Source organism: Streptomyces sp. NPDC002889, from assembly GCF_042888425.1.
GTDB lineage: Bacteria > Actinomycetota > Actinomycetes > Streptomycetales > Streptomycetaceae > Streptomyces.
Genome location: NZ_JBIAPT010000011.1, coordinates 67,446 through 90,374, shown reverse-complemented (window position 1 = coordinate 90,374; position 22,929 = coordinate 67,446). Strand labels below are relative to the sequence as shown.

At 70.8% G+C, this 22,929-nt stretch carries 21 protein-coding genes and 1 riboswitch; of the genes, 18 read left to right on the top strand and 3 right to left on the bottom strand.

Annotated features, from left to right (window positions below; translation table 11 throughout):
- Positions 1–21 precede the first annotated feature (21 nt).
- The 3 genes from ACFYWI_RS18250 to ACFYWI_RS18240 all read left to right on the top strand — a co-directional run bounded on the left by ACFYWI_RS18250 (position 22) and on the right by ACFYWI_RS18240 (position 3,696).
- Positions 22–1,032, top strand: a complete 1,011-nt coding sequence (locus ACFYWI_RS18250; RefSeq protein WP_389233448.1) for a sugar-binding transcriptional regulator — start codon at positions 22–24, stop codon at positions 1,030–1,032.
- 137 nt (positions 1,033–1,169) lie between these two features.
- Positions 1,170–2,651, top strand: a complete 1,482-nt coding sequence (locus ACFYWI_RS18245; RefSeq protein ID WP_389233445.1) for a GuaB1 family IMP dehydrogenase-related protein — start codon at positions 1,170–1,172, stop codon at positions 2,649–2,651.
- 169 nt (positions 2,652–2,820) lie between these two features.
- Positions 2,821–3,696: an RNA polymerase sigma factor SigF gene (locus tag ACFYWI_RS18240; protein ID WP_389233442.1), complete on the top strand. Its 876-nt coding sequence runs from the start codon at positions 2,821–2,823 to the stop codon at positions 3,694–3,696.
- Positions 3,697–3,872: 176 nt separating this feature from the next.
- On the opposite strand, the gene ACFYWI_RS18235 is transcribed toward ACFYWI_RS18240, so the two are convergent.
- Positions 3,873–4,295 (bottom strand): ATP-binding protein, encoded by a 423-nt coding sequence (locus ACFYWI_RS18235; RefSeq protein WP_389232850.1) that lies wholly within the window; start codon positions 4,293–4,295, stop codon positions 3,873–3,875.
- A gap of 220 nt (positions 4,296–4,515) precedes the next feature.
- Here ACFYWI_RS18235 and ACFYWI_RS18230 point away from each other — a divergent pair, with 220 nt between their 5' ends.
- From ACFYWI_RS18230 to ACFYWI_RS18200, 7 genes are all read left to right on the top strand, one after another.
- The gene (locus ACFYWI_RS18230) at positions 4,516–7,332 is read left to right on the top strand and encodes a nitrate- and nitrite sensing domain-containing protein (RefSeq protein ID WP_389232847.1); all 2,817 of its coding nucleotides are present in this window, start codon (positions 4,516–4,518) and stop codon (positions 7,330–7,332) included.
- A complete protein-coding gene (locus ACFYWI_RS18225) occupies positions 7,325–7,783 on the top strand; it encodes a roadblock/LC7 domain-containing protein (RefSeq protein ID WP_389232845.1) in 459 nt (152 codons plus the stop codon). The genes ACFYWI_RS18230 and ACFYWI_RS18225 overlap by 8 nt, the downstream gene beginning before the upstream one ends.
- Positions 7,776–8,144 (top strand): DUF742 domain-containing protein, encoded by a 369-nt coding sequence (locus tag ACFYWI_RS18220; protein ID WP_389232842.1) that lies wholly within the window; start codon positions 7,776–7,778, stop codon positions 8,142–8,144. The genes ACFYWI_RS18225 and ACFYWI_RS18220 overlap by 8 nt, the downstream gene beginning before the upstream one ends.
- 247 nt (positions 8,145–8,391) lie before the next feature.
- Positions 8,392–9,861 (top strand): amino acid permease, encoded by a 1,470-nt coding sequence (locus tag ACFYWI_RS18215; protein WP_389232839.1) that lies wholly within the window; start codon positions 8,392–8,394, stop codon positions 9,859–9,861.
- A gap of 188 nt (positions 9,862–10,049) precedes the next feature.
- A complete protein-coding gene (locus ACFYWI_RS18210) occupies positions 10,050–10,502 on the top strand; it encodes an Lrp/AsnC family transcriptional regulator (RefSeq protein WP_389233439.1) in 453 nt (150 codons plus the stop codon).
- A gap of 311 nt (positions 10,503–10,813) precedes the next feature.
- The gene (locus ACFYWI_RS18205) at positions 10,814–11,608 is read left to right on the top strand and encodes a carbon-nitrogen hydrolase family protein (protein WP_389232836.1); all 795 of its coding nucleotides are present in this window, start codon (positions 10,814–10,816) and stop codon (positions 11,606–11,608) included.
- A 57-nt stretch (positions 11,609–11,665) separates the two neighbouring features.
- On the top strand, positions 11,666–13,360 hold the full coding sequence (locus ACFYWI_RS18200) for a flavin monoamine oxidase family protein (protein WP_389232833.1): 1,695 nt from the start codon (positions 11,666–11,668) through the stop codon (positions 13,358–13,360).
- 195 nt (positions 13,361–13,555) lie between these two features.
- Here the strand turns inward: ACFYWI_RS18200 and ACFYWI_RS18195 are convergent, their stop codons facing one another.
- Both ACFYWI_RS18195 and ACFYWI_RS18190 read right to left on the bottom strand, forming a co-directional pair.
- On the bottom strand, positions 13,556–14,272 hold the full coding sequence (locus tag ACFYWI_RS18195; protein WP_389232830.1) for a DUF5995 family protein: 717 nt from the start codon (positions 14,270–14,272) through the stop codon (positions 13,556–13,558).
- 193 nt (positions 14,273–14,465) lie between these two features.
- Positions 14,466–15,680, bottom strand: coding sequence for an MFS transporter (locus ACFYWI_RS18190; RefSeq protein WP_389232827.1), 1,215 nt, complete (start codon positions 15,678–15,680; stop codon positions 14,466–14,468).
- A 97-nt stretch (positions 15,681–15,777) separates the two neighbouring features.
- On the opposite strand from ACFYWI_RS18190, the gene ACFYWI_RS18185 reads away from it, so the two are divergent.
- From ACFYWI_RS18185 to hisG, 8 genes are all read left to right on the top strand, one after another.
- Complete coding sequence (locus ACFYWI_RS18185; RefSeq protein WP_389232824.1) at positions 15,778–16,950, top strand: ROK family transcriptional regulator; 1,173 nt, start codon at positions 15,778–15,780, stop codon at positions 16,948–16,950.
- A 282-nt stretch (positions 16,951–17,232) separates the two neighbouring features.
- Positions 17,233–17,363, top strand: a riboswitch (FMN riboswitch).
- A 148-nt stretch (positions 17,364–17,511) separates the two neighbouring features.
- A complete protein-coding gene (gene ribD / locus ACFYWI_RS18180; RefSeq protein WP_389232821.1) occupies positions 17,512–18,600 on the top strand; it encodes a bifunctional diaminohydroxyphosphoribosylaminopyrimidine deaminase/5-amino-6-(5-phosphoribosylamino)uracil reductase RibD in 1,089 nt (362 codons plus the stop codon).
- Positions 18,601–19,209: a riboflavin synthase gene (locus ACFYWI_RS18175; RefSeq protein ID WP_389232817.1), complete on the top strand. Its 609-nt coding sequence runs from the start codon at positions 18,601–18,603 to the stop codon at positions 19,207–19,209.
- 5 nt (positions 19,210–19,214) lie between these two features.
- Complete coding sequence (locus ACFYWI_RS18170) at positions 19,215–19,859, top strand: nicotinamide riboside transporter PnuC (protein ID WP_389233436.1); 645 nt, start codon at positions 19,215–19,217, stop codon at positions 19,857–19,859.
- Positions 19,856–21,169: a bifunctional 3,4-dihydroxy-2-butanone-4-phosphate synthase/GTP cyclohydrolase II gene (locus ACFYWI_RS18165; RefSeq protein WP_389232814.1), complete on the top strand. Its 1,314-nt coding sequence runs from the start codon at positions 19,856–19,858 to the stop codon at positions 21,167–21,169. The genes ACFYWI_RS18170 and ACFYWI_RS18165 overlap by 4 nt, the downstream gene beginning before the upstream one ends.
- A 59-nt stretch (positions 21,170–21,228) precedes the next feature.
- On the top strand, positions 21,229–21,714 hold the full coding sequence (gene ribH / locus ACFYWI_RS18160) for a 6,7-dimethyl-8-ribityllumazine synthase (protein ID WP_389232811.1): 486 nt from the start codon (positions 21,229–21,231) through the stop codon (positions 21,712–21,714).
- A 33-nt stretch (positions 21,715–21,747) separates the two neighbouring features.
- On the top strand, positions 21,748–22,020 hold the full coding sequence (locus ACFYWI_RS18155; RefSeq protein WP_018850137.1) for a phosphoribosyl-ATP diphosphatase: 273 nt from the start codon (positions 21,748–21,750) through the stop codon (positions 22,018–22,020).
- Between the two features lie 49 nt (positions 22,021–22,069).
- On the top strand, positions 22,070–22,927 hold the full coding sequence (gene hisG, locus ACFYWI_RS18150; protein ID WP_389232807.1) for an ATP phosphoribosyltransferase: 858 nt from the start codon (positions 22,070–22,072) through the stop codon (positions 22,925–22,927).
- Positions 22,928–22,929 lie beyond the last annotated feature (2 nt).

Genomic DNA, 22,929 nt, shown 5'->3' with positions numbered 1-22,929 from the left:
GAGGAGAGCGCGGTGTCTGCAATGTCGGCGGGACGGCCAGCCCTGCGGATGGGACCCGCCGAGCTGGTGCAGGCGGCGGCCATGGCGCGCCGTTTCTACCTCGAGGGCAAGTCCAAGATCCAGATCGCTGAGGAGTTCGGCGTCAGCCGCTTCAAGGTCGCCCGGGTCCTGGAGACGGCGCTGGAGCGCGATCTGGTACGGATCGAGATCCGGGTCCCCGCCGAGCTGGACGCGGAGCGCTCCGACGCCCTGCGCGCCCGTTACGGGCTGCGGCACGCGGTTGTCGTCGAGACCCCGCCGGAGGGTGTGGACGAGTCCCCCGATCCGGAGAACCTCGGTGAGGTCGCCGCGGACCTGCTCGGTGAGCTGGTGGCCGAGGGCGATGTGCTGGGACTGGCATGGGGCCGCTCCACGATCCACATGGCGGCCGCGCTGGACCGGCTGCCGCCCTGCACGGTCGTCCAGCTCACGGGTGTGTACGACGCGGGTACCGCGGAGCGCGGCTCGGTCGAGGCGGTGCGGCGTGCCGCACAGGTCTCCGGCGGCGAGGCGCACCCGATCTACGCCCCCATGCTGCTGCCCGACCCGGCCACCGCGGCGGCGCTGCGCAACCAGACCGGGATCGCCCGTGCCTTCGAGTACTTCGACAAGGTCACCGTCGCCGCGGTCTCCATCGGCTCGTGGGAGCCGGGCATCTCCACCGTGCACGACATGCTCACCGACGAGGAGCGCGCCCACTACGCCTCGCTGGGCGTCGCCGCCGAGATGTCCGCACATCTCTTCGACACCCAGGGCAGGCGGGTCGGCCGCGACCTGGGGGAGCGGTGCATCACCGTCGAGGCCGACCGGCTGCGCCGTATCCCGGAGGTCGTCGCGATCGCCGGCGGGCAGCGCAAGGCCGAGGCGATCGCAGCCGTATTGCGCTCCGGGCTCGTCACCAGCCTGGTGACGGACACCGCGGCCGCGGACCAGTTGCTCAGCGCGGCGCCCGGGCCGCGGCCGGCGCTGGAGAGGGCCGACCCCGACGACTGATCATGGGCCGCCGACCGCAGGGCCGCCTTCTTTGGAGGATCCGCTTGCGGGCACGGTCATGAGCTGGAGGATTCTCCCGGGCCGGACGATCCCCCTGCCATGGGACAATCAAGTACGTGCGTTTTCCCCCGGCTGAAATGCCCCGGGGCCGACTCGAACGACTGGATGTTCAGCACGTGCGTTTCCTCAATGACCTCAAGCCGCCGTACGACCTCACGTACGACGACGTGTTCATGGTGCCGAGCCGTTCGGCCGTCGGTTCCCGCCAGGCCGTGGACCTTTCCTCCCCCGATGGCACCGGCACGACCATCCCGCTGGTCGCCGCCAACATGACCGCCATCGCCGGCCGTCGCATGGCCGAGACGGTCGCCCGGCGCGGCGGCCTCGTCGTCATTCCCCAGGACATCCCGATCGACGTCGTCACCGACGTCATCTCCTGGGTCAAGACCCGCCATCTGGTGCTCGACACCCCGATCGTCCTCGCGCCCGGCCAGACCGTCGCCGACGCGCTGTCCCTGCTGCCGAAGCGGGCACACGGCGCGGGTGTGGTCGTCGACGCCGACCAGAGGCCCATCGGTATCGTCACCGACCACGACCTGGCCGGCGTCGACCGCTTCACGCAGCTGTCCGAGGTCATGTCCAAGGACCTGCTGCTGATCGATGCGGAGATCGACCCGCGCGAGGCGTTCAACAGGCTCGACACCGCCAACCGCCGCTATGCGCCCGCCGTTGACGCCGACGGCCGGCTCGCCGGTGTGCTGACCCGCCGCGGCGCTCTGCGTGCCACGCTCTACACCCCGGCCGTCGACGCCGCGGGCAGGCTGCGTATCGCCGCCGCCGTCGGTATCAACGGCGATGTGGCGGGCAAGGCCAAGCAGTTGCTCGACGCGGGTGTCGACACGCTCGTCGTCGACACCGCGCACGGCCACCAGGAGTCGATGATCAGCGCGATCAAGGCGGTGCGCGGACTGGACCCGCACGTGCCGATCGTCGCGGGGAACATCGTCGCCGCCGCGGGTGTTCGCGACCTCGTCGAGGCCGGCGCGGACATCATCAAGGTCGGTGTGGGTCCCGGCGCCATGTGCACCACCCGGATGATGACCGGCGTGGGCCGGCCCCAGTTCTCCGCGGTCCTCGAATGCGCCGCCGAGGCGAAGAAGTTCGGCAAGCACGTCTGGGCGGACGGCGGGGTGCGCCACCCGCGCGATGTCGCCATGGCGCTCGCCGCCGGTGCGTCCAACGTGATGATCGGCTCCTGGTTCGCCGGGACGTACGAATCCCCGGGCGACCTCCAGCAGACCGCCGACGGACGGCTGTACAAGGAGTCGTTCGGCATGGCCTCCGCGCGCGCCGTGCGCAACCGCACCAGCGAGGAGTCCGCCTACGACCGGGCCCGCAAGGCCCTGTTCGAGGAGGGCATCTCCCACTCGCGCATGTTCCTGGACCCGGACCGCCCCGGCGTCGAGGACCTGATCGACTCGATCATCGCGGGTGTCCGCTCGTCCTGCACGTACGCGGGAGCGGGCTCGCTGGAGGAGTTCGCCGAGAACGCCGTCGTCGGCATCCAGAGCGCCGCCGGTTACGCGGAGGGCAAGCCGCTGCACGCCAGCTGGAGCTGACAGCAGCCGTCCTGCCCTTCCAACAACCGCTGGGTATCGCCACGTCCGGCCCCGCGCTTCGCGCGGGGCCGGACGTGGCTTTTGCGGTCGGCTCAACTCGGTAGGCATGCCGGGTGAGATCGGGGGTATACGCGCCCTCGAACTGAACTACGGAGCAGGGGAGGACGAAGTGTCCACGGCGAGCACGGTCCCGACCGAACTCACGGTGCCTGGAATACAGCGCCCGGTGACGGCAGAGCTGAACCTCCCGGACGTGAAGAACCCGGGGGAGGTTGCGCCCAAGGACGCACGCGAGATCTCGAAGGTCTTCTTCCAGCGGCTCGACTCGCTCGAGGAGGGAACCCACGAGTACCAGTACGTGCGCAACACCCTCATCGAACTCAATCTGGCACTGGTGAAGTACGCGGCCGGGCGGTTCCGCAACCGTGCCGAGCAGATGGAGGACATCGTCCAGGTCGGAACGATCGGTCTGATCAAGGCGATCGACCGCTTCGATCTCAGCCGCGAGGTGGAGTTCGCGACCTTCGCCGTCCCCTACATCGTCGGTGAGATCAAGCGTTTCTTCCGCGACACCAGCTGGGCCGTTCATGTGCCGCGCCGGCTGCAGGAGCTGCGGATCGATCTCGCGAAAGCCGTCGACGAACTCTCCCAGCGGCTCGACCGCGCCCCGTCCACCGCCGAACTCGCCGAGCATCTCGGGCTCGACGTGGAGGAGGTCATCGAGGGCGTCGTGGCCAGCAACGGCTATACGGCCGGCTCCATCGACATGCCGATGGACGACGCCTCCGACCACACCGCGGCCCCGCTGTCGGACCGGCTGGGGGCCCCCGACGCCGACCTGGAGATCGCGGAGAACGTCCAGGCGCTCAAGCCCCTCATCGAGGAACTGAACGACAGAGACCGACAGATCCTGCAGATGCGCTTCGGCGACGAGATGACCCAGTCCGAGATCGGCGCGGAGCTGGGTGTCTCCCAGATGCATGTCTCCCGGCTGCTGTCGCGCATCACCGCGCGGCTTCGGGCGGGGCTGCTCCTGGTGGAGTGACACCTGACATGCCTGTCACGGGCGGCGATGCGTGCCGCCCGTCATGAACCGATTCCCCCCACGGCAGAAGCGGCGTCCTGGTCCGGTCGACCAGGACGCCGTTTCTGTGGGTACGTCGTTTCTGTGGGTACGTCCGGTGGGGGGACGCCTTCGCCGAGGACGCCGCGTGTGCCTGGTCAGCAGCCGGACGCGGTGCCCGGGGCCTCGCGCACCCAGGTTGCACGCACCCTCTTGCCGTACGGCAGGGGCCGGACCTCCACCCGGCCCGCGAGGCGCCGCACCATGTGCCAGCCGAAACCGCCGCCGCGGCCGCTGAGGTCGGGCTCACGGGCGACGGGCGGCTGCGGACTGGAGTCGTCCATCTCGACGACCAGGGTGTCCGCTCCCGCCGTCAGATGCAGCCGCCACCAGCCGGCCGTGTGCCGCACTGCGTTGGTGACCAGCTCGGAGACCACCAGCAGCACCGCGTCCAGGTCGGCCCACGGGCAGTGCTGCAGCACGAACTCCGCGGTGGCCGTACGGGCCCCCGCGCTGTCCATGCCCGCGCTCGTCTCAAGATGCGGTGATTCCTCGATCACCACATGCGGCTTCGTGTTCATCAGGGCTCGCCTACCCTCTTGTCGCCCATCTATCTGCGGGCCGAGCCGTTCATGCTGTATTACCAGAGGAAACATTGCGCTGATCATGCCCATCCCGTAGCTTGACTGCCCTTACCGGGGGGTAACCACGGTGGGTCAACTGCTCGACGTTCAGCGCTCGAAGTGCTCGGGGGAGACCATGCGCCGGCGACTCCGCCGCCCCACGATCCGCGGACGGATCGTGACACTCACCGTCATACCGATCGTCGCTCTCATGCTGCTGTGGAGCTTCGCCGTGGTCTCGGTGACCGGCGATCTGCGGGCACTGATCCGGGTCCAGGGCGTGTACGAGAGCTTCGGCACCCCCATCGACACCGCCGTGGGGCAGATCCAGATCGAACGCCGGCTCTCCGTGGAGTATCTCGGCACCGGACAGAACGACAGTGAGGCCGCCCTCGCCGCCCTGATGCAGCAGCAGCGCGCCACCGACCGGACCGTCGCCGACATGCGTGACGCGATCGGCAACCGCGAGCGGCGCGAGGACCTCAGCGAACGGCAGCGGCAGTCCATCGACGCGATGGTCACGGCGGCCGACTCCCTGGAGGGGCTGCGGCAACGGGTGCTGGCCAGGACGATCACCTGGGACGGATCGATCGGCGCGTACACCGGGATCGTCGAGCCCGGCTTCGATGTGCAGTCCAGCCTCACCGCGCTGCAGGCCGGGCAGATGGCACGCGAGGCGCAGGTGGTCGTCGAGCTGGTGCGCGTGCGCGAGTTCGTCTCGCGGGAGGACGCCTTCGTCGCCGGGGCGCGTGCCACCGGCAAGCTCACCGACCGGCAGTACGACACGCTCGCCGCCACGATCGAGGACCGGCGGGTCTTCCACCGCACCTACGTCCCCGATCTGGCCGCCGACTCCCGGCGGCTGTTCGCCGAGTTCGAGCGCGGCGACGAGTACCGGGCCCTGACCGCAGGCGAGGACGCCCTGCTGCGGGCCGGTGCGTCCCGCGCGGGCGAGGCCATGGCCGCCGACTCCTGGCGTACGACGACGGACCGGGCGGTCAAGCGGTACATGCTGCTGTGCACCGAGTCGGCGCTCAACACCGCCGATCGCGGCCGGGCGTTCGCCTACCGCGAGATGGTCAAGGCCGCGGTCGTCGGCGGGCTCGGACTGGTCGCGGTCGCGCTGTCCATCTGGTTCTCGATGGCGAGCGGCCGGCGGATCTCCCGGCGGCTGGAAGAGCTGCGCGACGCCGCAGGCGTACTCGCCAGCCGTCAGCTGCCCGACGTCATGGAACGCCTCGCGGCGGGCGAGCAGATCGACCCCGCGGCCGCCGCACCACCGCTCGACTTCGGCGACGAGAGCAAGGGGCTCGACGAGATCGGCCAGGTCGGGCAGGCCCTCAACACCGCCCGCCTCGCGGCCGTCGAGGCGGCCGTCAAGCAGGCTACGCTGCGCCGCGGCGTCTTCGCCGTCCTGCTCAACATCGCCCGTCGCAACCAGGCCCTGGTACACCGCCAGTCGAAGCTCGTCGACACGCTGGAGCGGCGTACCAGTGACCCGGACACGCTGGAAGACCTGTTCCGTATCGACCATCTGACGACCCGTATGCGGCGCCACGCGGAGGGGCTGATCATTCTCTCCGGCGCCACGCCCGGACGCCGTTGGCGCAAACCGGTGCCCGTCGTCGACGTCGTCTCCGCGGCGGTCGGGGAGATCGAGGACTACACCCGGGTCGTCGTACCGCCGATGCCCGCGGTGGGTGTGAGCGCGCAGGCGGTGGCGGACGTGGTGCACCTCGTCGCCGAACTCGTCGAGAACGCCGCCGCGTTCTCCCCGCCGCACACCCAGGTGACCATGCGGACGAGCGAGGTCCGCAACGGCTTCGTGCTGGAGATCGACGACCGTGGGCTCGGCATGGACGAGTCCGAACTGGACGAGGCGCACGGCACACTGGCCAGGCCGGGTGAATTCGACCCGGCGCAGGACGAGCGACTGGGCCTGTACGTCGTCGGCCGCCTCGCCGAGCGCCACGGTGTCCGGGTGACCCTCACCAGGTCCCCGTACGGTGGCACGACGGCGGTGGTCCTGCTGCCCGGCGCGATCCTCGCCCCGGTCGACGGTGCCACACCCGTGGGCGGGTCCACCCCCGCCCGCCGCCTTGAGACGCACGCCCGCGCTGCCCAGGCGCAGCCGCCTCGGACGGGTGGGCCCCGCGCAGGCGGCGCGCAGGTGCCGCACCAGCGCGAAGGGGACGCCGCCACGGAAGCGGGCGATGGTCATGCCGTCGGCCTGCCGCGGCGCAGGCGCACAGCCGGTCCGGAGGGTGCGGGGGAACAGGCGGGCCTGCCACGGCACGAGCCCACACGCGATCGTGGCCGGGACGGTGGCAACGGCGAGCCGGGGCCGCTGCCGCAGCGCAGCCGTGAGAGGGGTACGGCCGGTGACGAGGCGGAGGTCGGCCAGTTGCCGCGGCGCAGCCGCGAGGCCGCCTCCGACGGTCAGGCCGGGGCGCTGCGGGCGCGGGACCGCGGCGACGGGCAGCCGGACTCCGCGCTGTCCCGACGCGGCCGTGAGGCCGACGGGCAGGGCGTCGCCCTGCCGCAGCGGGCCCCCGAGCCGGGGGATGGGCAGGACGGGCGAGCGTCACGGCGGGCCCGCGAGTTTGTCGCGCAGTCGGGTGAGGGCCAGGACGGCCATCTGTCGCAGCAGGCCCGCGACCTTCTCGCACAGTCGGGTGAGAGCCGGACCGACCGGTCGTCGCCCTACGGACGCGAGAGCGGCCCCGGCCGGGGCGACGGGCACGGCGGCGCACTGCCGCACCCGCTGCCCACACGGGTGCGGCAGGCTTCCCTCGCCGAGCCGTTGCGGGGCGCGCCCGCCGAGGCGGACCAGGCACCCGCCCGGGACGTCTCCGCCGACGAGATGCGTGCGATCTTCGGTTCCTTCCAGCGCGGACTGGACCGCGGCCGCAGAGGCGAACCCGCAGGACCGGGGTCGGCGAGCAGGGCGCCGCGTCCTCGCACCACCGATGAAGGGACGGACGACGATGTCTGAGGAACCCATGCGCGAGTCCACCTACAGCCAGCCGGATCTCGGATGGTTGCTGGACGAGCTGCTGGCCAAGACCGACAACGTCCGCCAGGCCGTGCTGCTCACCGCCGACGGGCTGGCCATCAGCGCCTCCCGCGGGATGCCCCGGAAGGACATCGACCACCTCTCCGCGGTCTGTGCGGGCTTCCACAGCCTCGCGAGCGAGGCCGGCTCCCGGTTCGGCGCGGGAAACGTACGTCAGACCATGGTGATGCTCGACGACGCGTATCTCTTCATCACCCCGGCCGGCGACGGCAGCCGGCTCGCGGTGCTGTCCGACTTCGGGACCGACGTAGGGCAGCTCGCTCACGAGATGTCCCTGCTGGTCACGAAGGTGGGCCGGCACATGGCGGTGCCCGCGCGCTCGACCGGTGAGACCCACGACCCGGACGTCCAGACACGCGGCCGTGAGTGACACCTGGTACGAGGACGAGACCGGCCCGATGGTGCGGCCCTACACCGTCACCCGGGGCCGGACCCGCCCCGCCACCGCTCACACCTTCGATCTGATGTCCCGGATCACGGCCGAGGCGGCCGGCGACAGCGAGCCACGCCTCGACCATGCCCGCAGCTCGCTGCTGGAGCTGGTGCGCCGTGCACCGCGCCCGGTCGCCGAGATCGCCGCCGATGCGGACCTGCCTCTCACCGTGGTGCGCGTGCTGCTTGCCGACCTGGCCGAGGCCGGCCTGATCAGCGCGTCCGCGCCCGCCGTCCGGACCGGTCCGGATGATCCGGGGCTGCTGCGCGAGATCGCCGCCGCGCTCCGCCGGATATGACGCTTCATTTCACCCCGGCGCAATGTTTCCCCACGCCGTCCGTCAGCGCGCAATGATCGTCCGCAGATGCGCAACAACGATGCATTACGGGCATGAGCAGTGGGCTCATAGGCTCGGGCCCCGAACCAGGAGTGTGGCGGTGACCGTCTGCTCGGCGGTCCCTTCCCTCATGCGCGGGCTCATCCGTCATGCCCGCGGGCCGCCGCAGGTCACCCTCGCCGACCCGCAGCCATGAAGGAGCCCCGACGTGCTGGACCAGGGCGCAGCCCCACCCTCGACCGACACCGCGACCCACAGCAGCCCAGGCCTCGGCACCCGGCTGATGCGGCGCAAGCCCGTGGAACAACTGGTCGCCGAAGGCGGGCAGGGCGACGGCGGTGCGCTCCGCCGCTCGCTGACCATGGGGCAGCTGACCATGATCAGCATCGGCGCCACGCTCGGCACCGGCATCTTCGTCGTCCTCGGCGAGGCCACGCCCCTGGCCGGCCCGGCCGTGGCGATCTCGTTCGTCATCGCCGGTCTGACCGCGCTGTTCTCCGCGCTGTCGTACGCCGAACTGGCCGGATCGATCCCGGTCTCCGGCTCCTCGTACTCCTACTCGTACGCGACCATGGGCGAGCTCGTCGCCTGGATCTGCGGCTGGTGCCTGGTGCTGGAGTACGGCGTGTCGGTCGCGGCCGTCGCCGTCGGCTGGGGCGAGTACCTCGACGAGCTGCTCGCCGGCACCATCGGCGTGACCATCCCCGAAGCGGTCTCCGCACCGCTCGGCGAAGGCGGCCTCATCAATCTGCCCGCCCTCGTCGTCGTCCTGCTCGCGATGGTCTTCCTGATGGGCGGCGCCAAGGAGAGCGCCCGCGTCAACACCGTCATGGTCGCGGTGAAGATCGTGACGCTGCTGCTCTTCATCGGCATCGGCTTCATGGGCATCAAGGCCGGCAATTACGCCCCCCTCGCCCCGCTCGGCGTCACCGGCATCAGCGCCGCCGCGGCCACCCTCTTCTTCTCGTACATCGGCTTCGACGCCGCCTCCACCGCCGGTGAGGAGGCCAAGAACCCCAAGCGGGACCTGCCGCGCGCGATCATGCTGTCGCTGCTCGTCGTGACCGTGCTCTACTGCCTGGTCGCCCTGGTCGCCGTGGGCGCCATGCCGTGGGAGAACTTCGAGGGCACCGAGGCGGCGCTCGCCCAGATCATGAAGGACGTGACGGGCCAGAGCTTCTGGGGCGTGGTGCTCGCGGCCGGCGCGGTCGTCGCCATCGCCAGCGTCGTCTTCGCCGTGCTCTACGGCCAGACCCGCATCCTGTTCGCGATGTCCCGCGACGGCCTGGTGCCCAAGGTGTTCGCCCGGGTGAACCCGCGCACCGGAGCGCCGCGCGCCAACACCGTGATCGTTTCGCTGTTCTGCGGCCTCCTCGCGGCCTTCATCCCGCTCGGCGAGCTGGCCAACGCCACCAGCATCGGCACGCTCTTCGCGTTCGCCCTGGTCAATGTGGCCGTCGTCATCCTGCGCTACAAGCGGCCCGAGATGCACCGCACCTTCCGGGTGATGCTGTTCCCGGCCACCCCGGTCCTGGGCTTCCTTTTCTGCGCCTACATGATGTGGAGCCTGCCGGCCGCCACATGGGTGGTCTTCGGTGGCTGGATGGCGGCGGGCCTCGTGTTCTACTTCGTGTACGGTCTGCGCCGCTCCCGACTGGCCGCCGACGCCGCGCACTGACCGCCGACGCCGCGCACTGACCGGCGGCGCTGCGCAGGACCGGGGACGGTGCTGCGCGGCGCCGGCCGGCGAAGCCGGCGCGGGGCCGTCCGGCGCGCCTTGCCGGACCGACGTGTGAAACCAGCCCTGTTGCCGTGATCCATACTGCTACCGAGACCCCCTCCACACCGATCGAGCATGGTGCGACGTTGCTGAACGACCTCGACGAACGGATCGTCCACGCCCTGGCGGAGGATGCCCGCCGCTCGTACGCCGACATCGGCTCGATGGTCGGGCTGTCCGCGCCCGCCGTGAAGCGGCGCGTGGACCGGCTGCGGGCCGAAGGCGCCATCACCGGCTTCACCGTACGGGTGGACCCGAAGGCGCTCGGCTGGGCCACGGAAGGGTTCATCGAGATCTACTGCAGCCGCAACACCTCGCCCGAGGCCATCGAACGTGGCCTCAAGCGCTACCCGGAGATCGCGTCGGCATCCACCGTGACCGGTGAGGCGGATGCGATCGTCCAGGTCTTCGCCTCCGACATGCGTCACTTCGAGCGCGTGCTGGAGCGGATCGCGGGGGAGCCGTTCGTGGAGCGCACCAAGTCGGTGCTCGTGCTCTCCCCGCTGCTGCGGCGCTTCTCGTCGGGCGCGCCCACGTAGGCCGAGCCCTTCGCCACCTGCGGGCCCTGATCCCGAAGACCCCCTGATGCCTTCAGGGAGGGCTCCCGGTGCACCACCCTGTGGCCGCCGTCCGCCGTGCACGACTGGACGGCGCGGGCGTGCGACCGCGTGGTGACACCGTCACTCAGCGCCTTCGGCCCGCATCACGCGCAACGAATCGCCGGAGCCCGTCCCCATCGCGCAACGGATCGCCCACCTGCGCGCAACGGTCGCGCCTTGTCCCGGCCGGAGGCCGGACCGTACCTTTTTATACGTCTCCCCGTAACCTGCACTGTCGCCCGAGGTCATCCATGCCGCTGCGCACCGCACTGCTCCAGAGTTCCGGCCGGCCGGGCTCGGTCGCCGAGAACCTGAAGGTGCTGGACGAGGCCGCGGGCCGTGCCGCGGCCGCGGGCGCCGGGCTGCTGGTGTCCCCCGAGATGTTCCTGACCGGGTACGCGATCGGGGACGACGTGCCGCGGCTGGCCGAGCCCGCGGACGGCCCCGGTTCCGCGAGCGTCGCGGAGATCGCCGTACGCCATGGCATCGCGGTCCTGTACGGCTACCCCGAGCGCGACGGCGAGCTGATCTTCAACTCCTCCCAGCTGATCGCATCGAGTGGCGACCGCCTCGCGAACTACCGCAAGACGCATCTCTTCGGGTGCTTCGAGCAGCAGTGGTTCACGCCGGGCGACCGGCCCGTCGTCCAGGCGGACCTCGACGGCATCAGGGTCGGCATGCTGATCTGCTATGACGTGGAGTTCCCGGAGAACGTCCGGGCGCACGCGCTGGCCGGCACCGACCTGCTGCTGGTACCCACCGCGCAGATGCACCCGTTCCAGTTCGTGGCCACCTCGCTCGTCCCGGTCCGGGCCTTCGAGAGCCAGATGTACATCGCGTACGTCAACAGGACAGGACCGGAGGGCGAGTTCGAGTTCGTCGGACTCAGCTGCCTCGCAAGCCCCGACGGAACCGTCCGCACCCGCGCCGGCCACGGCGAGGAGCTGGTGATCGGCGAGGTCGACCCGCTCCTGCTGAGCGCCTCGCGCGAGACCAACCCGTATCTGCGCGACCGGCGCCCCGGCCTCTACGGCTCGCTCGCCTGACACCACCCCGCCCCCCGCCCCACCGCTTCACCTTTCCGTGCAAGGAGTCCGCACCCCATGACGTCCACGGTGCCCACCGCTGTCCAGCACACCGACGCGCAGCCGCCGATCACCATGTTCGGTCCGGACTTCCCGTACGCGTACGACGACTTCCTCGCCCACCCGGCCGGTCTCGGCCAGATACCGGCGACCGAGCACGGCACGGAGGTCGCGGTCATCGGCGGTGGCCTCTCCGGCATCGTCGCCGCGTACGAGCTGATGAAGATGGGCCTCAAGCCTGTCGTCTACGAGGCGGACAAGATCGGCGGCCGGCTGCGCACGGTCGGCTTCGACGGCTGCGATCCCGAGCTCTCCGCCGAGATGGGCGCGATGCGCTTCCCGCCCTCCTCCACGGCGCTGCAGCACTACATCGACATGGTGGGCCTGACCACCGAGCCGTTCCCCAACCCGCTCGCCCCGAGCACCCCCTCGACCATGGTCGACCTCAAGGGCGAGTCGCACTACGCCGAGACCATCGACGACCTGCCCCAGGTCTACCGCGATGTGATGGACGCCTGGAACGCCTGTCTGGAGGAGGGCGCGGACTTCTCCGACATGAACCGCGCCATGCGCGAGCGTGACGTCCCGCGCATCCGTGAGATCTGGGCGAGGCTGGTCGAGAAGCTCGACAACCAGACGTTCTACGGCTTCCTCTGCGACTCCGAGGCCTTCAAGTCCTTCCGGCACCGCGAGATCTTCGGCCAGGTCGGCTTCGGCACCGGCGGCTGGGACACCGACTTCCCCAACTCCATCCTGGAGATCCTGCGGGTCGTCTACTCCGAGGCCGACGACCACCACCGCGGCATCGTCGAAGGCAGCCAGCAGCTGCCGCTGCGCCTGTGGGAGCGCGAGCCTGCCAAGATCGTGCACTGGGCGCCGGGCACCTCGCTGTCCTCCCTGCACGACGGCGGCGAGCCGAAGCCGGCCGTGACACGGCTGAACCGCACCGCGGGCAACCGGATCACCGTCACCGACGCCTCCGGGGACATCCGTACGTACCAGGCGGCCGTCTTCACAGCGCAGTCCTGGATGCTGTTGTCCAAGATCGCCTGTGACGACTCGCTCTTCCCCATCGACCACTGGACGGCGATGGAGCGCACCCACTACATGGAGTCGTCCAAGCTGTTCGTCCCGGTCGACCGGCCGTTCTGGCTCGACAAGGACGAGACGACCGGCCGCGACGTCATGTCGATGACGCTGACCGACCGGATGACCCGCGGTACGTACCTGCTGGACAACGGGCCGGGCAAGCCCGCGGTCATCTGCCTCTCGTACACCTGGTGCGACGACAGCCTCAAGTGGCTGCCGCTGTCGGCGAACGAGCGGATGGAGGTCATGCTGAAGTCGCTCGGCGAGATCTACCCGAACGTCGACATCCGCAGCCACATCATCGGCAACCCGGTCACCGTGTCGTGGGAGAACGAGCCATACTTCATGGGCGCGTTCAAGGCGAACCTGCCCGGCCACTACCGCTACCAGCGGCGGCTGTTCACCCACTTCATGCAGGACCGGCTGCCCGAGGACAAGCGCGGCATCTTCCTCGCCGGCGACGACATCTCCTGGACGGCGGGCTGGGCGGAGGGCGCCGTGCAGACCGCGCTCAACGCGGTGTGGGGCGTGATGACCCACTTCGGCGGCACCACCGACCCCACCAACCCGGGACCCGGCGACCTCTACGACGAGATCGCGCCGGTCGAGCTGCCGGAGGACTGACCGGCAGACGGACTCCCGCCGACGCACTCCGGTCGGCGGAACAGACCTGCCGTCCGGGGCCGGCCGTGATCCGGCCGGCCCCGGACGGCGATCAATCCACCAGGCCCGGGCCGCCCGCAGCCCCGCGTACACCGCGGCCGCAGCATGGGTGGATCTCCCCGGCGTCCCGGGTGAAGTCCCGCGGACCGATGCCGATCAGCGCCAGGGCGTGAGCAGACAGCGGCCGACCAGGCCGACGCCAGCGTCCAGCCGCTGGGTGAACTCCTCGGCCAGCTCCGGCAGATCCCTCAGCCCCCACAGCAGCCGCGCCGCCGACCAGGCGCCGTCCCGGGCCCGCTCCAGGGACCAGGCACCCACCAGATGCGTCAGCGGGTCGGCGATCTCCAGCAGGTCCGGGCCGGGCATCAGATCCTCGCGGATGCGTTCCTCCAGCAGCACGAGAACCTCGCCGACACGGTCGAACTCGGCCTCCAGACCTGCCGGTTCGCAGCCGAGCGCACGGCAGGTGTCCACCACGGCGAGTGGGAGATCATGCCCGATGTGCGCGTTGATGCCGGCGAGTGCGAACTGCAGCGGCCGTACGGCGGGGTGGCGGCGGTACTGGAACAGCGGCCGCCAGCAGGCCGGCGGGCGTCGCCCGTCCGCCGCGGCGTCCACGGCGTCGAGATAGCGCTCGGCGAACAGCACATCCAGCGTGACGGCGGCCCGCCGGTCCGGGAAGTCGCCGCCGTCGATGCGCCGCCCGATCTCCTCCGTGACGGCGAGGTAGACCCGGTTGAAGACCGCGAGCCCGTCCGTCACCGGCCAGGACGCGCGGAACGCGTGCATCTGCTCGATGACATCGGTCACCGAAGAGACCGGAGGCAGGCCCGGACCCGGGGGCGGGGGTCCGAGCTGTTGCGTCTGCGCCATGCACGCAGGGTCCCAGTCGCGGGCGGCGACGGGCGGTGCCGGGCCCGGGATTGACCGGAACGGGCGAACGTCGGCCCGGCAGCGGTCAGCTGTGCGTTTCGTCGCCCTTGTCGTACGAGGAGGTGCCCGAGTCCCACAGGGGCTCCTGATCCGGGGACTTCACAGGGGCCCAGGGGACGCGGGTCGGGCACGTTCAGGGACGGGGGTCGGGCACCGCCGCGCCCGCGGGACTGGCCTTCGCACTCTCCCGGCCTGCCGTGCGCAGCACCCCGGCGCCCACGACCAGGCCGAAGGCGAGCGCCGTCACCAGGCCGAAGGAGACGATCAGACTGGTCGCGTCGGCGACCGCACCGATCGCCGACGGGGCGATCAGACCCGAGGTGTAGGTGATGGTGGCGACCCCGGCGATGGCCTGGCTCGGGTTGGGGCCGCTGCGCCCGGCGGCTGCGAACGCCAGCGGTACGACGACGGCCACACCGAGCCCGATGAACGCGAAGCCGAGCATCGCGACGCCCGGACGCGGGGCGGCCACCACCAGCACACCGCCCGCCGTCGCCACCACACCGCCCACCCGCACGGTGTGCACCGGCCCGAAGCGGTCCACGATCCGGTCGCCCGCGAGCCGGGCGACGGCCATGGTCAGGGCGAAGGCGGTGGTCGAAGCGGCCGCGAGACCCGGCGAGGTATCGAGGATGTCGCGCAGGTAGACCGCCGACCAGTCCAGAGACGCGCCCTCGGCGAACACCGCGCAGAACCCGACCGCGCCGATGACCAGCGCCGACCTGGGCGGCAGCGTGAAACGCGGCGGCGGCTCCTCGTCGGGGGTACTCCTCAGGTCCAGTACGCCCTGGCAGGCGATCAGCCCGAGCGCGGTCAGGACGATCGCCGCGAGAGCGTGGTGCGGCCGGGCGTCGCTTCCCAGATGCGCGGCGAGTGTGCCGCCCGCCGAGCCGACGAGTGCGCCGACGCTCCACATACCGTGCAGCCCGGACATGATCGAGCGGTCGAGACGGTTCTCGGTCTCCACGCCCAGGGCGTTCATCGCCACGTCCGACATACCGGCACTCGCGCCGAAGGCGAAGAGCGCGGCGCACAGGGCGGGCAGGTTCGGTGCGAACGACGGCAGGATCAGGGACAGGGTCCACAGCGCGAGCAGCCCGCGCAGTGCTGCGCGGGCCCCGAAGCGATGACTGATCGCCCCGGCCAGCGGCATCGCCACGGACGCCCCGAGCGCGGGGAAGGCCAGGGCGAGACCGAGCTGTCCCGCGCTGACTCCCGCATGGTCCTGGATCCAGGGGATACGGGTGGCGAAGCTGCCGGTGACGGCCCCGTGCACGCAGAAGACCGCGGCCACGGCGGTGCGTGCGCGCTTCAGCTGCCGAAGGTCGGCGATCGTTCCGTCCGCCATGCGGATGTCCCTCCCCGGAGAATGTGAGGCGTAAACTATCAGGAACCCTGCCTGATAGAAAGGCGGTTGTACCGTCCTCGTCTGGAAGGATTCCGGCATGCCCGCATCCCCCAGTACCGCCAGGGTCATCAACGACCGGTCCGCCCTCGAACTGCTGCAGCAGGAGGGCCCGTTGACGGCGGGCCAGCTGAAGACCCTGACGGGCCTGTCCCGGCCCACCGTCGCGGACCTCGTGGAGCGGCTGCAACTGTCCGGGCTGATCCAGGTCGTCGGCGAGTCGGGCTCCCAGCGGCGCGGGCCCAACGCCCGGCTGTACGGGATCGTCGCCGACCGCGCCCATCTGGCGGCACTCGATGTACGCACGCGGAGCGTGACCGTCGTCGTCGCCGATCTGCTCGGAACCACGCTCGCCGAGGCCTCGCTGCCCATCGGCAGCGACACCGGCACCGAGCCCGCCGTCGAGAGTGCGGCGACGCTCCTGGAACGCGCGGTGCGTGAGGCGGGCGCGACGCGCCTGCACAGTGTCGGCATCGGCGCCCCAGGCCTGATCGACCCGGTCGGTGGTGAGCTCCGCCCCACTTCCGGCCTGCCTGCCTGGCACCGCAGTCTGATCGGCGTGCTCCAGGACCGGCTGACGGCCCGGGTGGTCGTGGAGAACGAGACCAACCTGGCGGCCGTCGCGGAACAGCGTCTCGGCGCGGCGCGCGACCGGGACACGTTCGCCTTCCTGTGGCTCGGCGCGGGGGTGGGAGCCGGGCTCGTCCTGGACGGCAGGCTGCGCAGGGGTGCCTCGGGCGGTGCGGGTGAGATCGGCTTCCTGCCGGTGCCGGGTACGGCGGGGGTGCCGTCGGCGGTCGACTGTGACGGCGGATTCCACTCGCTGGCCGGCTCGGCGGCGATCTGCGCGCTCGCCGCGGAGTACGGGGTCGCCGCGCCGATGGGGGCGCGGGAACCCGAGGCCGCCGGTGTCGTCCTGGCAGCTGTCGCGGACGGGCGGGACGACTTCCTGGGGGCAGTGGCCGACCGGCTCGCACTCGGCGCGGCGGCGGTGGCCTCCGTGCTGGACCCGGGCTGCGTCGTGCTCGGCGGCGAGGTGGGGCACGCGGGTGGCCCCGAACTCGCGGGGCGGGTCGAGGCGCGATTGGCCGAACTCTCGCCGCTGCGTACGCAGGTGAGAGCCGGCACCCTGGGCGGCTCGGCGGTCCTGAGCGGAGCGCTCCTGATCGCCCGCGACACCGCCCAGGAGGAGCTCTTCGCCCCGAGCGCGTAGGGGTGCGCGCCGCGTGGTGCGCGTTCCTGGGCGCGGCTGTCCGGTTTCGGGTCGGGGGCCGTGGCCTACGGAGTGGGGTGCCCGGCCTGCTTTCCTCACCGCGCTTCGCGCGAGTTGCGCCGCTTCACGTCTGCGACCCCGTCCCCCTCACGCCGGTGGGCGGCCGCGGGACACTGCTTCCCCTCTGTTTCGCGCCACCGGCAGGACTTCTTGTGAGCCAGTCCACAGCATTCACCCGCATGGCCCACCGTCCGGCGTGGCACACTTGCCCTGTATCAGCAGCAGCGCACTCCGGGGTCGGTGCAATTCCGAACCGGCGGTTACAGTCCGCGACCCGTCCGCAGCCAGCGGCCGGTTGACCAGGTGAAATTCCTGGACCGACGGTTAAAGTCCGGATGGGAGGCAGTGCGCGGCGGGTGACCCTCATGGGTGTGCCGGCCGTTTTGCCGGTCGCCGTGGCGACCGGTGTATCCGGCCTCGGTGTCCCCCGTGCGGTGTTGTCCCGCTCTCTGTCGTCATCGACAGCCCCGGAGTCCGTGCCCGAAGAGGCAGGAGGACCCGGTGGCCACCGCAGCCGCAGCAGACGCCATGCGCCGAGCGATCCGGCTCGCCGCCCGCGGACTCGGCTCCACCAGCCCCAACCCGGTCGTCGGGTGCGTCATCACGGACGCCGCCGGACAGATCGCCGGCGAGGGCTTCCACCAGCGCGCCGGGGGCCCGCACGCCGAGGTCCACGCCCTGCGGGCCGCGGGCGACAGCGCCCGCGGCGGCACCGCGTACGTCACCCTCGAACCCTGCAACCACACCGGCCGCACCGGCCCTTGTGCCCAGGCGCTCGTCGACGCCGGGATCGCCCGGGTCGTGTACGCCGTCGCCGACCCGAACCCGCAGGCCACCGGCGGTGCCGACACTCTGCGTGCGGCCGGGGTCGAGGTGGAGTCGGGGCTGCTCGAGGACGAGGCCGACGCCGGCAACATCGCCTGGCTCACCTCCGTACGCCTCGGCCGGCCCTACGTGCTGTGGAAGTACGCCGCCACCCTCGACGGACGCATCGCCGCGGCCGACGGCACGAGCCGCTGGATCAGCTCGCCCGAGTCCCGCGCCGACGTGCACCGCCTGCGTGCCGAGGCCGACGCGGTCCTCGTCGGCTCCGGCACTGCCCGCGCCGATGACCCGCACCTCGCCGTACGCGGCATCGACGGTGCGGTGCAGCCGCTGCGCGTCGTCGTCGACACCAACGCCACCGCCGTCAAGCCGGGCGCCCGTGTGCTCGACCGCGCCGCGGACACGCTCGTCGCCGTCGCCGACGACATCCTGATCGAGGAGACCTCCCACCTCCCCGAGGTCGTGCGGCTGCCCCGGGCCGCCGGCGGCGTGGACATCGCCGAACTGCTCGGAGTCCTCCACCGGCGCGGCGTCCGCTCCGTACTCCTCGAAGGCGGCCCGACCCTCGCCGGTGCCTTCATCGCCGCGGGCGCCGTCGACACGGTCGTCGGCTATCTCGCCCCCGTACTCCTCGGCGCAGGCCCCGCCGCCCTCGCCGACGCCGGAATCACCACCATCGCCGAAGCGTTGCGGCTCGACGTCACCGAGACCGCCCGCATCGGCCCCGACCTGCGGATCACCGCGACCGTCTCCAAGGGAGCTTGAGTGTTCACCGGAATTGTCGAAGAACTGGGTGAGGTCACCGCCATCGAGGACCTCGGCGACTCCTCGCGCTTCCGACTGCGCGGACCCGTCGTCACCGAGGGCGCGAAGCACGGAGACTCCATCGCCGTCAACGGCGTCTGCCTCACCGTCGTCGAGTTCGGCGACGGTGAGTTCACCGCCGATGTGATGGCCGAGACGCTCAACCGCTCCAGCCTCGGCGCCCTCGAGACCGGCTCCCGCGTCAACCTCGAGCGCCCCATGGCGGTCGGCGACCGCCTCGGCGGACACATCGTCCAGGGACACGTCGACGGCACCGGCACGATCATCGAGCGCAAGCCGTCCGAGAACTGGGAGATCGTCAAGATCTCCCTCCCCGCCGACCTCACCCGATACGTCGTCGAGAAGGGCTCGATCACCGTTGACGGCGTAAGCCTTACCGTCGTCGACGCCGGCCCCGACTACTTCACGATCAGCCTCATCCCCACGACCCTCGCCCTGACCACGCTCGGCATCAAGCAGAGCGGCGACCCGGTCAACCTCGAGGTGGACGTCATCGCCAAGTACGTCGAGCGGCTGCTCGGCGCCGATGCCGAGGAGAGCGCCAAGTGAGCGGTCTGACCTGGCTCAACTCGGAGGCCTTCACGGTCCTCGAGCAGCGCATCGTGTGGGCGGACCTGATCGGCAACCTGATCGGCCTGACCGCCCTCGCGCTCGGCTGGCGGCGCTCGGTGTGGACCTGGCCCGCACAGTTCGTCTCAGGCGTCATCCTCTTCGGCGCCTTCGCCACGTCCCACATGACCGGCAGCGCCGGTAAGCAGGTCGTGGTCATGATCGTGGCCGTATGGGGCTGGCGGCAGTGGACCCACGGCCGGAAGCATGCCGAGGACGGATCGGTCGCCGTCCGCTTCGCCACCTGGCGCGAGCGCGGGTTCATGGCGGGTGCGGCCGTCCTCGGCACCCTCGCGGTCGGCGGACTGTTCACCGTGTATCCGTCGCTGTCCTGGGACGCCTGGCCCGACGCGTACATCTTCGTCGGCACCCTCGTCGCGATGTACGCCCAGTCGCGCGGCATGGTCGAGTTCTGGTTCGCCTGGCTCCTGGTCGACCTGGTCGGCGTCCCCCTGAACTTCGCCAACGGCTACGCCTTCTCCGGTTTCGTCTACGTGATTTACGGCGCGCTCGTCCTGTGGGGCATGCGCGACTGGTGGCTGCGCTCCCGCCCGGGCGCCGAGCCTGTCCTGGAAGGAGCAGCAGCATGAGTGCACTGCCCACGTGGTACTCCACCGACAACGCCGAGGATCTCTCGCTCGACCCCGTCGAGCAGGCCATCCGCGACATCGCGGCCGGCCGGCCCGTCGTGGTCGTCGACGACGAGGACCGCGAGAACGAGGGCGACCTCGTCATCGCCGCGGAGAAGGCGACGCCGGAGGTCATCGCCTTCATGATGAGCGAGTGCCGCGGCCTGATCTGCGCGCCGATGGAGGGCGACGAGCTGGAACGGCTCGAGCTCCCGCAGATGGTCGAGCGCAACACCGAGTCCATGCAGACGGCGTTCACCGTCTCGGTCGACGCGGGCCCCGCCCACGGCGTCACCACCGGCATCTCCGCCGCCGACCGCGCCACCACGCTGCGGCTGCTCGCCGACGGCACCTCCCAGGCCGGCGACTTCGTGCGCCCGGGCCATATCTTCCCGCTGCGCGCCAAGCCGGGCGGCGTGCTGGTCCGCAACGGCCACACCGAGGCCGCCGTCGACCTCGCCCGGCTCGCCGGTCTGCGCCCGGCCGGCGCGATCGTCGAGATCGCCGGTGAGGACGGCGTCATGCTGCGCCTGCCCGAGCTGGTGCCCTTCGCCCGCAAGCACGGTCTGACGATCATCTCCATAGAGGACCTGATCGCCTATCGCCGCAGCTCGGAGCCGACCGTCAAGCGCGAGGCCGAGGTGAATCTGCCCACCTCCTTCGGCCGGTTCACCGCCTACGGCTACCGCTCCACCGTCGACGGCATCGAGCATGTCGCGCTCGTCCACGGTGACATCGGCGACGGCGAGGACCTGCTGGTGCGTGTCCACTCCGAGTGCCTGACCGGCGACATCTTCCACTCGCTGCGCTGCGACTGCGGCCCACAGCTGCAGGCCTCCATGCAGCACATCACCGAGGCCGGACGCGGAATCGTCGTCTATCTGCGCGGCCACGAGGGCCGCGGCATCGGACTGATGTCCAAGCTGCGCGCGTACGAGCTCCAGGAGCGCGGTCGCGACACCCTGGACGCCAACCTGGAGCTGGGTCTGCCCGCCGACGCCCGCGACTACGCGGCAGGCGCCCAGATCCTCGACGACCTCGGGGTGCGCAGCGTCCGGCTGATGACCAACAACCCCGACAAGACCTCCGCGCTCGTGCGGTACGGCATCACCGTCCTCGGGCGTGAACCGATGCCCGTGCAGGCCGGCGAGCACAACCTGACGTATCTGCGCACCAAGCGCGACCGGATGGGGCACGACCTGCCCTGGCTCGATTCCCCCTCGCTTCACCGGGGGGACCCTCACACCGCGTCGACCTGCGGCAACCAGTAAGTCGGCGCAGTCAAGCAAGCAGTAAGCGGCAAGCAAGTAGTAAGTGGCAAGGGAGAACAATGAGCGGCAAGGGTGCACCCGAACTGTCCGTCCGCAACTGCGGCGATCTGCGGGTGGCGGTGATCGCGGCCCAGTGGCACGAGAAGGTCATGGACGGCCTCGTCGACGGCGCGCTGCGCGCACTGCGCGAGCTCGGTATCGACGAGCCGACGCTGCTGCGTGTGCCCGGCAGCTTCGAGCTGCCGGTCGTCGCCAAGGTACTGGCAGGCCGCGGTTACGACGCGGTCGTCGCCCTCGGCGTCGTCATCCGCGGCGGCACTCCGCACTTCGACTACGTGTGCCAGGGCGTCACCCAGGGCCTGACCCAGGTCAGCATCGACACCGGAGTCCCGATCGGCTTCGGCGTGCTGACCTGTGACACCGAGGAGCAGGCCCTGGACCGGGCCGGACTCGAGGGCTCCAACGAGGACAAGGGCCACGAGGCGGTCACCGCCGCCGTCGCCACCGCCGCCACCCTGCGTTCAGTATCTGAACCCTGGCGCTGAGGGGAGCCCACTTCCGCGTAGGGTGGGACCACCATGTCCAAGAAGACGTTCGAGGAGCTCTTCGCCGAACTCCAGCAGAAGGCCGCCAACGGCGACCCCGCGACCTCCCGTACCGCCGAGCTGGTGGACAAGGGTGTCCATGCCATCGGCAAGAAGGTCGTCGAGGAGGCTGCCGAGGTGTGGATGGCCGCCGAGTACGAGGGCAAGGAAGCCGCCGCCGAGGAGATCTCCCAGCTGCTGTACCACGTCCAGGTGATGATGGTCGCGCGCGGGATCTCCCTGGACGACGTCTACGCCCACCTCTGAGCCAGCCCGTCCCTCCGTACACATCACGCGAACAAAGGAAGCCCGTCTCATGCTGCGCATCGCCGTCCCCAACAAGGGTTCACTGTCCGGACCTGCGTCGGCGATGCTCCATGAGGCGGGCTACCAGCAGCGCAAGGAATCCAAGGAGCTCGTCCTCGTCGACCCCGAGAACGAGGTCGAGTTCTTCTACCTGCGTCCGCGTGACATCGCGATCTACGTCAGCTCCGGCCGGCTCGACATCGGCATCACCGGCCGCGACCTGCTGCTGGACTCCGGTGCCAACGCCGAGGAGATCCTCGAGCTCGGATTCGCCCGCTCCACCTTCCGCTATGCCACCAAGCCGGGCACCGCCGCCGGTGTCCAGGACTTCGGCGGCATGACGATCGCCACCTCCTACGAGGGCATCGTCGCCAAGCACCTCGCCGACAACGGCATCGACGCCTCGGTCGTCCACCTCGACGGCGCGGTGGAGACCTCCATCGACCTCGGGGTCGCCCAGGTCATCGCCGATGTCGTGGAGACCGGTACCAGCCTGCGCAACGCCGGCCTCGAGGTCATCGGCGAGCCGATCCTCACCTCCGAGGCCGTCGTCATCCGCCGGGCCGACGGGCAGGCCGAGAAGTCCGCGGAACCCAAGGTGCAGCAGTTCCTGCGCCGGCTCCAGGGCGTCCTCGTCGCCCGCAGCTACGTGATGATGGACTACGACTGCCGGGTCGAGCACCTCGAGAGGGCCGTCGCCCTCACCCCCGGTCTCGAGTCCCCGACGATCTCCCCCCTGCACCACGAGGGCTGGGTCGCCGTGCGCTCCATGGTCGCCGCCAAGGAAGCCCAACGGATCATGGACGATCTGTACGACCTCGGCGCCCGGGCCATCCTCACCACGGCCATTCACGCCTGCCGGCTCTGAAG

Bases quoted from the DNA above. Each gene is read 5' to 3' on its own strand.
- ACFYWI_RS18250 (WP_389233448.1), top strand. From the start codon at position 22: ATGTCGGCGGGACGGCCAGCCCTGCGGATGGGACCCGCCGAGCTGGTG.
- ACFYWI_RS18245 (WP_389233445.1), top strand. From the start codon at position 1,170: ATGCCCCGGGGCCGACTCGAACGACTGGATGTTCAGCACGTGCGTTTC.
- ACFYWI_RS18235 (WP_389232850.1), bottom strand. From the start codon at position 4,295: ATGAACACGAAGCCGCATGTGGTGATCGAGGAATCACCGCATCTTGAG.
- ACFYWI_RS18225 (WP_389232845.1), top strand. From the start codon at position 7,325: ATGTCTGAGGAACCCATGCGCGAGTCCACCTACAGCCAGCCGGATCTC.
- ACFYWI_RS18205 (WP_389232836.1), top strand. From the start codon at position 10,814: ATGCCGCTGCGCACCGCACTGCTCCAGAGTTCCGGCCGGCCGGGCTCG.
- ACFYWI_RS18200 (WP_389232833.1), top strand. From the start codon at position 11,666: ATGACGTCCACGGTGCCCACCGCTGTCCAGCACACCGACGCGCAGCCG.
- ACFYWI_RS18195 (WP_389232830.1), bottom strand. From the start codon at position 14,272: ATGGCGCAGACGCAACAGCTCGGACCCCCGCCCCCGGGTCCGGGCCTG.
- ACFYWI_RS18190 (WP_389232827.1), bottom strand. From the start codon at position 15,680: ATGGCGGACGGAACGATCGCCGACCTTCGGCAGCTGAAGCGCGCACGC.
- ACFYWI_RS18185 (WP_389232824.1), top strand. From the start codon at position 15,778: ATGCCCGCATCCCCCAGTACCGCCAGGGTCATCAACGACCGGTCCGCC.
- ACFYWI_RS18165 (WP_389232814.1), top strand. From the start codon at position 19,856: ATGAGTGCACTGCCCACGTGGTACTCCACCGACAACGCCGAGGATCTC.
- ribH (WP_389232811.1), top strand. From the start codon at position 21,229: ATGAGCGGCAAGGGTGCACCCGAACTGTCCGTCCGCAACTGCGGCGAT.
- ACFYWI_RS18155 (WP_018850137.1), top strand. From the start codon at position 21,748: ATGTCCAAGAAGACGTTCGAGGAGCTCTTCGCCGAACTCCAGCAGAAG.
- hisG (WP_389232807.1), top strand. From the start codon at position 22,070: ATGCTGCGCATCGCCGTCCCCAACAAGGGTTCACTGTCCGGACCTGCG.